The following is a 12,826-nucleotide window of genomic DNA, read 5'->3' as shown; positions in this document are numbered from 1 at the left end:
GGATTGCCAGAACCCGGGGCAAAAAATCCTTGATCGAGTGATGAACTCGACCAGCAACGCTGATCGAGTCGGTATAACCATCAGCCGTAATTAAACGACCGGAGCACGCCAGTCATCGGAACCCGAAGTACCGGAGACTTCGTGGGTCCAGGTGATTTTGCGGTAGGTGAACTGCACTTCTTCCAGGTGGGTGAAATGCGCGTTGCCTGGATCCTGGCAGTTGTGCATTTTGTTGTTGATGGCGACGATGATCGCGTCTTCCAGTTTGGTGGTGTAGTAGTGCTCTTGGGTGCCTTGCGCCGAAGTGCGGTACCACTGGATAACGATTTCGCTCATGCGCTCGCCGGAAGTCAGCGCCGCTTGCAGCAGCGGCGAAGCCTTGTCGTAGACCTTGGTGATGACCACTGGCTTGTGCACGCGCTGACCGGTTGGCTGACCGGATTGCGGGTCACGCGGGATGATCACATCGTGGGTGAAAGCCTGCACCATGACCTGGTCTTCGTGGCCTTCCTGGAAGGTGTTGCCTACGGAATCAGCGGTGAAAGCGCCTGCAGTGATCAGGCCTTGTTTTTCGCCAGTAACGGACATGTACGCTGGTGTTGCCATGGGGATGCTCTCCTTGCTTAAAACACACAACCGACAGGCACCATTGCCTGTCCGGGCAGGCCTGAGCTATCAAACTTCATGCCAGCTATCACAAAGCCATTATTCTTCAACGCCTTAAACAAATAGCCCGTACGCCGACCTTTGAATAAACGAGATTAAACAAATAAAAGTGCGCAACTTTTTGCGCAGTGGTGTGCAAGAAGTTGCGCACTTAGCTGAAAGCCCCGGTTCATAAGGCCTGCACAGACTTTCCCGGATGAAAACAGGCGAGGCACTGCGCAACTTCTTGCGCACTTCACCGCACGCAGCCATTTGATACACCACATCACAAATGATGTACCTCAAAGCCTATTTATCAATCTTGCGCAGCTTCTTAAAGTTCATTCCAACAGCGGCCCATCATCCTGACGGGTTGGCCAGTGGAGCGATTCCCATGCCTTTCATCAGCGTACGTATCACCCGTGACGGCGTGACCCGGGAACAGAAAGCCCAGGTCATCAAGGAAATCACCGAAACGATGGAGCGGGTGCTGCACAAGGATCCGAAACTCACCCACATCGTGATCGAGGAAGTCGACACCGATAACTGGGGTTACGCCGGTATCACCACCACCGAATATCGCCAACAGTTGGCGGACTCGCAGTCATGAGCCGGGCCGTGAAAATCGATTTCGTCTCGGATGTCGTTTGCCCTTGGTGCGCATTGGGCGCCACCGCTCTGGAACAAGCGATCAAGAATCTGGCGGGCGAAGTCGATGTGGAACTGACCTACAAACCGTTCGAACTGAACCCCGACATGCCCGCCGAAGGTGAGCACGCCATCGAGCACATGATGCGCAAATACGGGCGCAGCGCTGAGCAAGTGGCGGATCGCAACGCGATGATCATCGAACGCGGCGAGCAGATCGGTTTTCACTTCGACCTGGAAAAGCGCAGCCACTTCCACAACACCTTCGACGCCCATCGATTGCTGTTCTGGGCCGCCACACAAGGACGTCAGCGTGAGTTGAAGCAAGCCTTACTGAAAGCCTACTTCAGCGACGGCGAAAACCCGAATGACCACGCCACGCTGGTGATGCTGGCAGGCGCAGTCGGGCTCGACAGCCAGCGTGCGCAAGAGGTGCTGGCCAACGCTGAGTTCAGCCAGGCCGTGCGCGAACTTGAACGGTTTTACCAGCAACGCGGCATCGATTCGGTTCCGGCCATGGTGATCGACGACAAACAGGTCATCCCCGGTTCCCAGTCCGTCGCTTATTACGAGCAAGCGTTACGTCAAGCCGCGCAGATTGCGGCTCACGCCTGACACCCGAACTTCGTTTTTTCAAACCATTCAGATTGCATGAGGAAACATCATGAACACGTCCAAAAAAGTTGTAGTGATCACCGGCGCCTCGCAAGGCATTGGCGCAGGTCTGGTCAAGGGTTTCCGTGAACGCGGCTATCAGGTTGTCGCGACCTCGCGCTCGATCAAACCGTCCACTGACCCGAATATTCTCGCCGTCGCTGGTGACATCGCCGACCCGCAGACCGCCGAGCGGGTGATTCGCGAAGCCGTTGCACGTTTCGGTCGTATCGACACATTGGTCAACAACGCCGGGATTTTCGTCGCCAAACCCTTCACCGAGTACAGCCAGGCAGACTACGCACAAGTGGTGGCGACCAACATGAGCGGCTTCTTCCACATCTCGCAATTGGCGATTGCCGAAATGGAGAAAAACGCCAGCGGCCACATCGTCAGCGTCACCACCAGTCTGGTCGATCATGCGATTGACGGCGTGCCGTCGGTGCTCGCTTCGCTGACCAAGGGTGGCATCAACGCGGCAACCAAGTCGCTGGCCATCGAGTACGCCAAGCGCGGAATCCGGGTCAACGCGGTTTCGCCGGGCATCATCAAAACGCCGATGCACGGCGAAGAGACGCACGCCGCCCTCGGCAGCCTGCATCCGGTGGGTCATATGGGCGAGATCGATGACATCGTGCAGGCGATCCTCTACCTGGACGGCGCGAACTTCGTGACCGGCGAAATCCTCCATGTCGACGGTGGTCAAAGCGCTGGCCATTGATACCTCCCCGCAGCACTGCCGGTGTGTACCGGCGGTGCCGCTTCATGAGATAAGCCTGAGAATGAACCGTCAGTAGATCCTCGGTGTACTCACATGAAGCGCCACTTTGAAGACTTGCAGTTAGGCAGCATCGAACTCTTTTGCCTCGCCGCTGAAGCCGGCAGTTTCACCGCCGCCGCGCAGCTCGCCGGTGTAACTCCGGCCGCCGTGAGCCGGTCGATTCTTCGCCTCGAAAAAAGATTGGGTTCACGCTTGTTTGCCCGAACCACGCGCAGTATTCGCTTGACCGAGGCCGGCAGAAACTTTTTCCTCCAGTGCAGCCAGGCCCTGACCCAACTGGTCGAAGCGCAACAAGAAGTCATGGGCGCACAGACCTCACCGTCCGGTCAGTTGCGCATCAGCCTTCCCACCACTTACGGGCATCACCGTATCCTGCCGCTGCTGCCAAAGTTTCGTGCGCTCTACCCCGACGTGACTGTCGATATCCACTTGGGCAACCGCAATATCGACTTTGTCGGCGAAGGCTACGATCTGGCGATCCGCGTCCGCGCCCAACCGGATTCGACCATGGTCGCGCGGTTGCTGGAGGATGCAGAACTGGTGGTGGTCGCCTCCCCCGACTATCTGCAAAAGGCTGGCACACCGAAGACGCTTGAGGATCTGGTGCAACACGAATGCATTCAGTTCGAACTGCCCAGCAGCGGACGGCGGATTTCCTGGCTGTTCCAGGAAGACGGCGATGATCGGGAAGTGATTTCCGAGGGGGGCTACTCCTGCTCAGACGATGTGCTTGGCGGTGTCACCCTGGCCAAACATGGTGCCGGGGTCTTCCAGACGTACAAGTTCATTGTCGAAAAAGAGCTGGCCGACGGCAGCCTGGTCGAGGTTCTTCAGCCGTACGCCGGGCGCTCGCGGCCTTACACCTTGCTCTACCCGCACGGCCGCTATGTGCCGCAACGGGTGCGGGCGTTTGTCGATTTTCTGTTGCAGTTTCGTGATGAGTGGGCCGGTTGACGCTGATTGAATCGGCGCAACCCAAAAGCCTGCTTTTCATGGCAGGCTTTCGTTTGAATCGCGTCGGCTTACTTCTGCTGAGCGGTCAGCGCCGAGTAGCTGTTCATCAGATTGCGGTAGTTGGGGATGCGCTGCGACAGCAGATTACCCAAGCCTTCAATGTCGTTGCGCCAGTCGCGGTGCAGCTCACACGCCACCGAGAACCAGTTCATCATCTGCGCACCGGCCTGAGTCATGCGGCTCCAGGCGGCTTGTTGCACGGTGGTGTTGAAGGTGCCGGACGCATCAGTCACCACAAACACCTCAAACCCTTCTGCCAGCGCCGACAAGGTCGGGAACGCTACACACACATCCGTCACCACACCGGCAATGATGATCTGCTTACGGCCGGTGGCTTTGATCGCTTTGACGAAGTCTTCGTTGTCCCACGCGTTGATCTGACCTGGGCGAGCGATGTACGGCGCGTCCGGGAACATCTCTTTCAACTCGGGTACCAGCGGGCCGTTCGGGCCTTGTTCGAAACTGGTGGTGAGGATGGTCGGCAGTTCGAAGAACTTGGCCAGATCGGCCAGAGCCAGCACGTTGTTCTTGAATTCGTTTGGCGAGAAGTCCTGCACCAGGGAAATAAGGCCGGTCTGGTGGTCGACCAGCAGCACGATGGCGTCGTCTTTGTTCAGGCGGTTGTAGGTTGGAGTGGTCATGGTCTGCTTCCCTTTTGAGTTTTAGAAGTTGTTGTTGCGTTCAAGTTGGGTACAGATTACTGACGCACAGGGACGGGATAAATCGGCTGAAAAGCGTTTCACCGTCCACTCAGGCAGGACAATTCTCGGGTAGCGTGGAGGCTAAAAACCGTCGCGGAAATTCAGAGGTTCATCTATCCGCTTGATCAACCCGCGCCGTGCTGTCGCGCTTGGTCAATGCGAACGGCAATACCACATGCCGTTGCGGCAACGGCTGTTTCTCGATCAGCGTAATCAGCATTTCCACGGCTTTCTCGCCAAACATTTCGGCGGGTTGGGAAATGGTCGTCAGCGGTGGATCGCAGTACGCGGCCATTGGGATATCGTCGAATCCGGCGAGAGAAATATCCTCCGGCACACGCAGCCCCTGCTCTTTGATTCGCTTGAGCGCGCCGATGGCCATTTCGTCATTTTCACAAAACAGCGCGCTCGGTCGGCTGTCGAGCGCGAGCAGTTTGCCGGCACCTGAATAGCCCGCGTCGAGGGTGAAATCGCCGTGACAGATGAGCGTGTTGTCCAGCGCAAGACCTGCATCGCCCAGGGCCGCCTCATACCCCGCCAGACGATCGCGCGTGAGCGGGCTGCCTTTGGGTCCTTTGATCAGTCCGATGCGCTGATGCCCCATCGCGATCAGGTGCTCGGTCATGGCTTTGGCCGCCGCAACGTTATCCAGACTGATCGTTGGATGCCGTCCGTGCCGGATGACTTCGCAGGCATTGACGATCGGGGCCGGTGCTGGCTCGGCGGCAGATTCTTCGAAGGGATCATAGGCGCGCAACTGAATGACACCATCGGCTTGATGGGCGTGCACCAGATCAGCGAATTGGCGCTCAAGTGATGCCTGGCCTTGGGTGTCGCACAACAGCAACCGGTATCCGGCGGCCTGCGCGGCTTTTTGTGCGCCGCTGATCACTCTGGCGAAAAAGGTGTTGGCAATGGTCGGGACCAGAATCACCAGGTTGCCCGTTCTGCGCGAGCGAAACTGCACCGCCATCAAATTCGGTCGATAGCCGGTTTGCTGGACGGCGGCCATGACCCGCTCGCGGGTATCGGGCAGCACCCGCTCGGGGGACTTCAATGTTCTCGACACCGTTGCCACTGAGACACCCGCCAGCCGTGCCACTTCGCGGATATTGGACAAGACTGCCTCGCTCTTTCAATCAAATCGGCCGTCGAGCTTACCGCACAGCGTCACGGGCCGAAACGTTGGCATTCGTCAGACACGGTTTGACACTCGCTGATTTCAGGCCTAGATTTCGCCGACGATGTAACCGGTTACATCATCAATGTTCCGCATGAATCCACTGAGACAATTGCCATGATTGCAGCAGGTAGAAAAATAAGAATGGGCTTCGTCGGCGGTGGTGAAGGCGCCTTCATCGCCCAGGCACACCGGCAAGCCGCCGGCCTCGATGGACGCTTCGAACTGGTCTGCGGTGCGTTCAGCCGCGACGCCCACAACAATCAACGCAGTGGTGCGGCGCTTGGGTTGCCTGCGCAACGCTGCTATGACGCCTGGCAAGACATGCTCGCCGCCGAACATGCACTGCCGGCCGATCAGCGCATGGAACTGCTGGTGATCGTCACGCCCAATCACCTGCACGCCCCTATCGCCAGTGCAGCACTGAGTGCGGGTTTCCATGTGTTCAGTGAAAAGCCTGCTGCGCTCAATCTGGCGCAAGTGCAGGACCTGGCCCGCGTGGTCAACAACAGCCAGCGAATTTACGCCCTCGCGCACACCTACCTGGGGTATGCGATGGTCTGGCAGACACGCGAGATGGTCGCCAGCGGTGAAATCGGGCGTCTGCGCAAAGTCCTCGTCGAATACCCGCAAGGCTGGCTCAGCAGCGATGTGGCTGGCGAAGGCAACAAACAGGCGGGCTGGCGCGACAATCCTGAACAATCCGGCATCGGTGGCTGCATCGGTGACATCGGCACGCACGCGTTTTCCCTCGCGGAGTTTGTCGCCGGTCAACCCATCCAGTTCATCAGCGCGATGCTCGGGTCACATTTGAGCAGTCGCCAACTGGATGACGACGCCTCGATGCTGTTCAAAATGGCCGACGGCGCCAGCGGCGTATTGATCGCCAGCCAAGTGTGCGCCGGCGAAGAGAACCCGCTGAAGATTCGTCTGTATGGCGACAAGGGCGGGCTGGAATGGCGTCAGGAAGAGCCCGCCAGTCTGATCCATCGACCCTTGAATGAGCCGATGCGCGTGCTGCGCTCGGGCCTTGGCCAACCTTGGCTGTGCGAAGCCGCCACCCGGCGCATGCGCTTGCCCGCCGGACACCCGGAAGGCTACCTCGAGGCCATGGCCAATCTCTACGGCGACCTCGCGCAGGCCATTTTCAACGGTGCGAGCGGTCCTGACGCACCGGGCGTTCCCGGCATAGCCACCGGGCTGCGCGGCATGGCCTTCATCGAGACCGCCATCGCCAATCATTGTGGCGAAGCCAAATGGACTGCAATACCTGACCTTGCCAATGGAGTAACCGCCAATGAACGTTAATCAACAACGCCCGAGCGGGATGCGCGGCCCCGGCATCTTTCTCGCCCAATTCATCGCCGACGAGGCGCCTTTCGATACCTTGGCCAACATCGCGCAATGGGCCGCTTCCCAAGGCTACAAAGCCATTCAGTTGCCGACCCTCGGCACGCGCTTCATCGACCTTGAACGCGCCGCCGACAGTCAGGATTACTGCGACGAACTCATCGCCGTATGCGCCAAGGCCGGTGTGGTGATCAGCGAGCTGTCGACACACCTGCAAGGCCAGTTGGTCGCGGTGCATCCTGCGTTCGACGCGCTTTTCGACGACTTTGCCCCAGCCGCGCTGCGTGGCAATCCGCAAGCACGCACCGAATGGGCGATCAACCAGTTGAAACTGGCGGCGCGCGCCAGTCAGCGCTTGGGGTTGACCGCCCACGCGACCTTTTCCGGCGCCCTGCTCTGGCCGTACGTCTACCCGTGGCCGCAACGCCCTGCCGGCCTGGTGGAACAGGGCTTTGCCGAATTGGCGAAACGCTGGTTGCCGATCCTCGAGTGCTTCGATGAGGCCGGTGTCGACCTCTGCTACGAGATCCACCCCGGCGAGGACCTGCACGATGGCGCCTCTTTCGAGCAATTCCTCGAAGCGGTGAATCATCATCCACGCGCGGCGATTCTGTATGACCCGAGCCATCTGTTGCTGCAGCAAATGGACTACCTGGGCTTCATCGATCGCTACCACGCGCGCATCCGCATGTTCCACGTCAAGGACGCGGAGTTTCACGCCAGCGCGCGATCCGGCGTCTACGGCGGCTATCAGGGTTGGGTTGATCGCCCTGGCCGGTTTCGCTCATTGGGCGATGGCCAGATCGACTTCAAGGCGATCTTCAGCAAACTGACTCAATACGACTTCAACGGCTGGGCCGTGCTGGAGTGGGAATGCTGCCTGAAAGACGCGGCACAAGGCGCTGCCGAAGGGGCGGCCTTCATCGAACGACACATGATCACCCGAACCCGCAAGGCATTCGACGATTTCGCCGGTGTGAGCGCTGACGAGCAATCCAACCGGCGTCTGCTGGGCCTTGGCGAACCCTGATGACAACGCTGTTACCGACATAAAAATAATACGGTGATTGAAATGAACGTAATGAATGCGCGACTCAGCGTCATGATGTTTTTGCAGTTTTTTATCTGGGGCGGCTGGTTCGTCACCCTCGGCACTTTCCTCACCACGACACTGGCAGCAAACGGCGGCCAGGTGGGAATGGCGTTCTCCACGCAGTCGTGGGGCGCGATCATTGCGCCTTTTGTCGTGGGTCTGATTGCTGATCGTTTTTTCAATGCCGAACGCATCTTGGCGGTGTTGCACCTGCTGGGTGCGGTGCTGCTCTTTCAGCTTTATCGGGCAACTGATTTCAGCGCGTTTTATCCCTATGTGCTGGCCTACATGCTGGTCTACATGCCAACCCTGGCCCTGGTCAACGCGGTAGCCTTCAGACAGATCAAAGACCCGGCCCGGGAGTTTTCCCGCATCCGCGTGTGGGGCACCGTTGGCTGGATCGTCGCCGGCATCGTGATCAGTTTCGGCTTTGCCTGGGACGCTCAACAGGCGATCGCCGCCGGCGGTTTGCGCAACACATTCCTCATGTCTGCCGTGGCCTCGCTGGTGTTGGGGCTCTACAGCTTCAGCCTGCCGAAAACCGCACCGTTGAAATCCACCGCCGATGCGCCAGGCATCAAACAGATGCTGGGGGCGGACGCGTTGGGTCTGCTCAAGGATCGCAGCTATCTGGTGTTCTTTCTCGCGTCCATCCTGATCTGCATTCCTCTGGCGTTCTATTACCAGAATGCCAATCCGTTCCTGGCCGAAATCGGTGTCACCAACCCCACCGCGAAGATGGCCCTCGGTCAGGTCTCCGAAGTGCTGTTCATGCTTCTGCTACCCCTGTTCATCCAGCGTTTCGGCATCAAGATTGCCTTACTGGTCGGCATGCTGGCCTGGGCCTTGCGCTATGTGTTGTTCGCCTACGGCAACAATGGCGACCAAGCGTTCATGCTGCTGATCGGTATTGCACTGCACGGCGTGTGTTATGACTTTTTCTTCGTCTGTGGGCAGATCTACACCGATGCCAAAGCGCCCGAGCGCTTCCGCAGCTCTGCTCAGGGCCTGATCACCTTGGCCACTTACGGTGTGGGCATGCTGATCGGATTCTGGGTGGCGGGTCAGATCACTGACCACTTCACCGCGCAAAACGGCCACGACTGGAGAAGTATATGGCTGTTCCCGGCAGGATTTTCGGTGGTGGTTCTGCTGTGTTTCGCACTGGCGTTCAAAGGCCGAGGCGGCGAAAAGGAGGGGATGCCGTCGACCGTCTAGAAACGCTGCTCTGATAGGCGCTGCGGCAGAAAAACACAAAAAGCCTGCTTTTCAGGGCAGGCTTTTCGTTTACATCGCGCTGGCTTACTTCTGCTGTGCGGTCAGCGCCGAGTAGCTGTTCATCAGATTGCGGTAGTTGGGGATTCGCTGCGACAGCAGATTGCCCAAGCCTTCGATATCGTTGCGCCAGTCGCGGTGCAGCTCACAGGCCACCGAGAACCAGTTCATCATCTGTGCACCAGCCTGAGTCATGCGGCTCCATGCAGCCTGCTGCACAGTGGTGTTGAAGGTGCCGGAGGCGTCAGTCACCACAAACACATCAAACCCTTCCGCCAGCGCCGACAAGGTCGGGAACGCTACGCACACATCCGTTACTACACCGGCAATGATGATCTGCTTGCGGCCGGTGGCCTTGATTGCCTTCACAAAATCTTCGTTGTCCCAGGCGTTGATCTGACCAGGACGAGCGATGTACGGCGCGTCCGGGAACATCTCTTTCAATTCCGGCACCAGCGGGCCGTTCGGGCCTTGTTCGAAACTGGTGGTGAGGATGGTCGGCAGTTCGAAGAACTTGGCCAGATCTGCCAGAGCGAGCACGTTGTTCTTGAATTCGTTTGGCGAGAAGTCCTGCACCAGAGAAATCAGGCCGGTCTGGTGGTCGACCAGCAGCACGATGGCGTCGTCTTTGTTCAGGCGGTTGTAGGTTGGTGTGGTCATGGTCTGCTTCCCTTTTGAGTTTTTGAAGTTGTTGTTGCGTTCAAGTTGGGTACAGATTACTGACGCACAGGGACGGGATAAATCGGCTGAAAAGCGTTTCACCGTCAACTCAAAAAGGACAATACCGATCAACCAGCCACTTCTGCACTGTCGGCAGATATCAGCAATGACGCGGTCATTTCAGCGTGGCATACCACAAGTATTTCATCGGCCAGGGCTGAATCATCCGGGCAGGCACGCGACAGAATAATCGCGCCAACCGCACGCGCCAGCATGTCGATCATTTTCACTCGCCCCTCACCAGATGCCGCGTCGGGCCCTGTCGGGTACTTGTCGCCAAGCGTCTGCAGCGTGCGCTCGATGCCGTCGGCAAACGCCGTTTTCACGTCGTCAGACTGACGCGCGGCGTCGCCGCACAAAGCGGCCATGGTGCAACCGTTGCCCCGCCCGTCCCGATGTTCTTTCGACACATAAGCGTCGATGAAGCCCTGAACATCAAGGGTTTCGGCACCGGCCAACGAGCGCGCAAGGCTGTTGGCAGAGGCTTCGGACATCAGATCGGCCTTCGAGCCGAAGTGTTTGTAGAAACCGCCGTGGGTGAATCCGGCCGCCGCCATGAGATCCGCGACGCCGACACCGTCAAAACCTCGCTCACGAAACAGCACCGAAGCGGTCTCGACGATGTGCTCGCGGTTTGCCTGCGCCTGGGCTTTGGTGACTCTCACGTGCAATACCTCCGTTGAAAAATCATGCGCAGATGATACATAGATGTCGGCCATAATCAAAACCGTTGACAGCTTAGATTTCGATCATCATCCTAATTGCAGACATTATCGCTGCTCATCCACAGGCACGGATCCAACCCCATGACCGATCAAAATCTGTTCACGCCGTACACGCTTGGCTCCCTGACGCTGGCGAATCGAATTGTTCTCGCACCGTTGACCCGCAATCGAGCGGGCGAAGGCTTTGTGCCCAGTGAGTTCGCAGCCACCTATTACAGTCAGCGCGCCTCCGCTGGCCTGCTGATCTCCGAGGCGTCGCAGATCTCCCGACAAGGCCAGGGCTATCAGGACACCCCGGGGATTTACACGCAGGCGCAGATCGATGGCTGGCGCAAGGTGACCGCTGCGGTGCACGAAAAAGGCGCGAAGATCTTTCTGCAACTGTGGCATGTCGGTCGTGTTTCTCACGTCGATCTGCAGGAAAACGCTGCTGCGCCGGTTGCCCCTTCCGCGATACGCCCGGCGACCAAAGTGTTCGTCAACAACCGCTTTGAAGACGTTTCCGCGCCGCGAGCACTGGAGATCAGCGAACTTCCGGGGATCGTCAACGATTTCCGCCAGGCAGCGGTCAACGCTATCGCCGCTGGGTTTGATGGTGTGGAAATCCACGGCGCCAACGGCTATTTGCTCGATCAATTCATCAAGGATGGCGCCAATGTGCGCACCGATGCCTACGGCGGCTCGATTGAAAATCGTGCGCGCTTGTTGCTGGAAGTGACGGCCGCGGTCGTCGCCGAGATTGGCGCAGATCGCACCGGCATTCGCCTCTCGCCGGTGTCGCCGGCCAACGGGGTGTCGAGCAGCGACCCGCAAGGGCAATTCGATTACATCGTCGAGCAACTCGACGCGCTGGGCATCGTTTATCTGCACGTGGTCGAAGGCGCAACCGGCGGGCCGCGCGATGTCGCGCCGTTCGATTTCGGCGCTCTGCGCCAGCGTTTCAAAAACACCTACATCGCCAACAACGGCTACGACCTCGACCTCGCGAACGCGCGGATTGCCGAAGACCACGCCGACCTGATCGCCTTCGGTCGCCCGTTCATTGGCAATCCCGATCTGGTCGAGCGCCTGGCGGCCGGTGCGCCGTTGGCCGCTTTCAACCCCGCCACCCTGTATGGCGGCGGCGCGGAAGGCTACATCGACTACCCGACCCTGGCTGAATGGAGCGCTGCGGCTCAGTAACCCGAGCCCCCAGCGCATTTACTGCCTCTCCTTAATCGTTTTGTTGAAAAGAGATGACCCTATGAACGCCCACCCTACTGTTCTTATCACTGGCGCCTCGACCGGCATCGGCGCGGTTTACGCCGAACGTTTCGCCCAACGCGGGCATGATCTGGTGCTGGTCGCCCGCGATCTTGACCGCCTGGAAACACTGGCCGCGAAACTGCGTAACGAACACAGCGTCGCCGTGGATGTGCTTCAGGCCGACCTGACCCAACTCAAAGACCTGACCACCGTCGAAACGCGCCTGCGCGACGATGCGCGCATTGGCATCCTCGTCAATAACGCGGGCGCCGCGCAGTCCGGCAACTTCATCGAGCAGAGCACCGATAAAGTGGCCAATCTGGTCGCCCTCAACACCACGGCACTGGTGCGGCTCGCCAGTGCCATCGCTCCCCGTCTGGCGAAGGCTGGTAACGGCGCGATTATCAACATCGGTTCGGTGGTCGGTCTGGCCCCGGAGTTCGGCATGTCGGTGTACGGCGCGACCAAGGCGTTTGTCCTGTTCCTGTCTCAGGGGCTGAGCCTGGAACTGTCGCCACTCGGCGTCTACGTGCAAGCCGTGCTGCCGGCCGCGACGCGTACCGAGATCTGGGACCGCGCGGGCATCGACATCAACACCTTGAGCGAGATCATGGAGGTCACCGATCTGGTCGATGCGGCGCTGGTCGGTTTCGATCGTCGCGAACCGGTGACTATTCCGCCGCTGCATGAAGGTGAGCGCTGGGATGCCTTGCAGACCGCGCGGCAGGGCCTGTTGGCGCAGATCCGCCAGTCCGCGGTCGCGCAGCGCTATCTGGCGTGATTGCAGTGGAACAG

General features: G+C 59.0%; 14 protein-coding genes. 9 read left to right on the top strand and 5 right to left on the bottom strand.

Features of this window, described 5'->3' with window-relative positions:
* Positions 1-90: 90 nt before the first annotated feature.
* Complete coding sequence (locus ACOYXJ_RS22025; protein ID WP_008084998.1) at positions 91-606, bottom strand: Hcp family type VI secretion system effector; 516 nt, start codon at positions 604-606, stop codon at positions 91-93.
* A 433-nt stretch (positions 607-1,039) separates the two neighbouring features.
* Between ACOYXJ_RS22025 and ACOYXJ_RS22020 the strand changes: the two genes are divergently transcribed.
* The 4 genes from ACOYXJ_RS22020 to ACOYXJ_RS22005 all read left to right on the top strand — a co-directional run bounded on the left by ACOYXJ_RS22020 (position 1,040) and on the right by ACOYXJ_RS22005 (position 3,682).
* On the top strand, positions 1,040-1,255 hold the full coding sequence (locus ACOYXJ_RS22020) for a tautomerase family protein (RefSeq protein ID WP_007916028.1): 216 nt from the start codon (positions 1,040-1,042) through the stop codon (positions 1,253-1,255).
* The gene (locus ACOYXJ_RS22015) at positions 1,252-1,908 is read left to right on the top strand and encodes a DsbA family oxidoreductase (RefSeq protein ID WP_460371387.1); all 657 of its coding nucleotides are present in this window, start codon (positions 1,252-1,254) and stop codon (positions 1,906-1,908) included. Before ACOYXJ_RS22020 ends, ACOYXJ_RS22015 begins: the two co-directional genes overlap by 4 nt.
* A 49-nt stretch (positions 1,909-1,957) precedes the next feature.
* Entirely contained in the window at positions 1,958-2,668 is a 711-nt protein-coding gene (locus ACOYXJ_RS22010) for an SDR family NAD(P)-dependent oxidoreductase (RefSeq protein WP_150795027.1), read from the top strand.
* Between the two features lie 93 nt (positions 2,669-2,761).
* A complete protein-coding gene (locus ACOYXJ_RS22005; protein ID WP_460371386.1) occupies positions 2,762-3,682 on the top strand; it encodes a LysR family transcriptional regulator in 921 nt (306 codons plus the stop codon).
* 68 nt (positions 3,683-3,750) lie between these two features.
* Here the strand turns inward: ACOYXJ_RS22005 and ycaC (ACOYXJ_RS22000) are convergent, their stop codons facing one another.
* A complete protein-coding gene (gene ycaC, locus ACOYXJ_RS22000; RefSeq protein WP_007915995.1) occupies positions 3,751-4,383 on the bottom strand; it encodes an isochorismate family cysteine hydrolase YcaC in 633 nt (210 codons plus the stop codon).
* Positions 4,384-4,552: 169 nt separating this feature from the next.
* Complete coding sequence (locus ACOYXJ_RS21995; protein WP_460371385.1) at positions 4,553-5,563, bottom strand: LacI family DNA-binding transcriptional regulator; 1,011 nt, start codon at positions 5,561-5,563, stop codon at positions 4,553-4,555.
* A gap of 204 nt (positions 5,564-5,767) precedes the next feature.
* Between ACOYXJ_RS21995 and ACOYXJ_RS21990 the strand changes: the two genes are divergently transcribed.
* From ACOYXJ_RS21990 to ACOYXJ_RS21980, 3 genes are read left to right on the top strand one after another with little or no spacing between them, the layout of a single operon-like run.
* Positions 5,768-6,931: a Gfo/Idh/MocA family protein gene (locus ACOYXJ_RS21990; protein WP_460371384.1), complete on the top strand. Its 1,164-nt coding sequence runs from the start codon at positions 5,768-5,770 to the stop codon at positions 6,929-6,931.
* The gene (locus tag ACOYXJ_RS21985; RefSeq protein WP_460371383.1) at positions 6,921-8,003 is read left to right on the top strand and encodes a sugar phosphate isomerase/epimerase family protein; all 1,083 of its coding nucleotides are present in this window, start codon (positions 6,921-6,923) and stop codon (positions 8,001-8,003) included. The genes ACOYXJ_RS21990 and ACOYXJ_RS21985 overlap by 11 nt, the downstream gene beginning before the upstream one ends.
* Before the next feature lie 42 nt (positions 8,004-8,045).
* Entirely contained in the window at positions 8,046-9,284 is a 1,239-nt protein-coding gene (locus ACOYXJ_RS21980) for a nucleoside permease (protein WP_460371382.1), read from the top strand.
* 84 nt (positions 9,285-9,368) lie between these two features.
* On the opposite strand, the gene ycaC (ACOYXJ_RS21975) is transcribed toward ACOYXJ_RS21980, so the two are convergent.
* Both ycaC (ACOYXJ_RS21975) and ACOYXJ_RS21970 read right to left on the bottom strand, forming a co-directional pair.
* Positions 9,369-10,001, bottom strand: coding sequence for an isochorismate family cysteine hydrolase YcaC (gene ycaC / locus ACOYXJ_RS21975; RefSeq protein WP_007916011.1), 633 nt, complete (start codon positions 9,999-10,001; stop codon positions 9,369-9,371).
* 128 nt (positions 10,002-10,129) lie between these two features.
* Positions 10,130-10,726: a TetR/AcrR family transcriptional regulator gene (locus ACOYXJ_RS21970; protein ID WP_460372998.1), complete on the bottom strand. Its 597-nt coding sequence runs from the start codon at positions 10,724-10,726 to the stop codon at positions 10,130-10,132.
* A gap of 141 nt (positions 10,727-10,867) precedes the next feature.
* Between ACOYXJ_RS21970 and ACOYXJ_RS21965 the strand changes: the two genes are divergently transcribed.
* Both ACOYXJ_RS21965 and ACOYXJ_RS21960 read left to right on the top strand, forming a co-directional pair.
* On the top strand, positions 10,868-11,968 hold the full coding sequence (locus tag ACOYXJ_RS21965) for an alkene reductase (protein WP_460371381.1): 1,101 nt from the start codon (positions 10,868-10,870) through the stop codon (positions 11,966-11,968).
* A 61-nt stretch (positions 11,969-12,029) separates the two neighbouring features.
* A complete protein-coding gene (locus ACOYXJ_RS21960; RefSeq protein WP_150795019.1) occupies positions 12,030-12,812 on the top strand; it encodes an SDR family NAD(P)-dependent oxidoreductase in 783 nt (260 codons plus the stop codon).
* Positions 12,813-12,826 lie beyond the last annotated feature (14 nt).

It is taken from the genome of Pseudomonas sp. Tul2A7 (assembly GCF_054790505.1).
The sequence above is the reverse complement of the archived record's forward strand: the minus strand, read 5'-3'. Positions and strand labels throughout refer to the sequence as shown.

Excerpts from the sequence above, each read along its gene's own strand:
- ACOYXJ_RS22005 (WP_460371386.1), top strand. The coding sequence starts at position 2,762 with ATGAAGCGCCACTTTGAAGACTTGCAGTTAGGCAGCATCGAACTCTTT.
- ACOYXJ_RS21960 (WP_150795019.1), top strand. The coding sequence starts at position 12,030 with ATGAACGCCCACCCTACTGTTCTTATCACTGGCGCCTCGACCGGCATC.
- ACOYXJ_RS21985 (WP_460371383.1), top strand. The coding sequence starts at position 6,921 with ATGAACGTTAATCAACAACGCCCGAGCGGGATGCGCGGCCCCGGCATC.
- ACOYXJ_RS22015 (WP_460371387.1), top strand. The coding sequence starts at position 1,252 with ATGAGCCGGGCCGTGAAAATCGATTTCGTCTCGGATGTCGTTTGCCCT.
- ycaC (WP_007915995.1), bottom strand. The coding sequence starts at position 4,383 with ATGACCACTCCAACCTACAACCGCCTGAACAAAGACGACGCCATCGTG.
- ACOYXJ_RS21990 (WP_460371384.1), top strand. The coding sequence starts at position 5,768 with ATGGGCTTCGTCGGCGGTGGTGAAGGCGCCTTCATCGCCCAGGCACAC.
- ACOYXJ_RS22025 (WP_008084998.1), bottom strand. The coding sequence starts at position 606 with ATGGCAACACCAGCGTACATGTCCGTTACTGGCGAAAAACAAGGCCTG.
- ACOYXJ_RS21965 (WP_460371381.1), top strand. The coding sequence starts at position 10,868 with ATGACCGATCAAAATCTGTTCACGCCGTACACGCTTGGCTCCCTGACG.
- ycaC (WP_007916011.1), bottom strand. The coding sequence starts at position 10,001 with ATGACCACACCAACCTACAACCGCCTGAACAAAGACGACGCCATCGTG.
- ACOYXJ_RS22020 (WP_007916028.1), top strand. The coding sequence starts at position 1,040 with ATGCCTTTCATCAGCGTACGTATCACCCGTGACGGCGTGACCCGGGAA.
- ACOYXJ_RS21980 (WP_460371382.1), top strand. The coding sequence starts at position 8,046 with ATGAACGTAATGAATGCGCGACTCAGCGTCATGATGTTTTTGCAGTTT.
- ACOYXJ_RS22010 (WP_150795027.1), top strand. The coding sequence starts at position 1,958 with ATGAACACGTCCAAAAAAGTTGTAGTGATCACCGGCGCCTCGCAAGGC.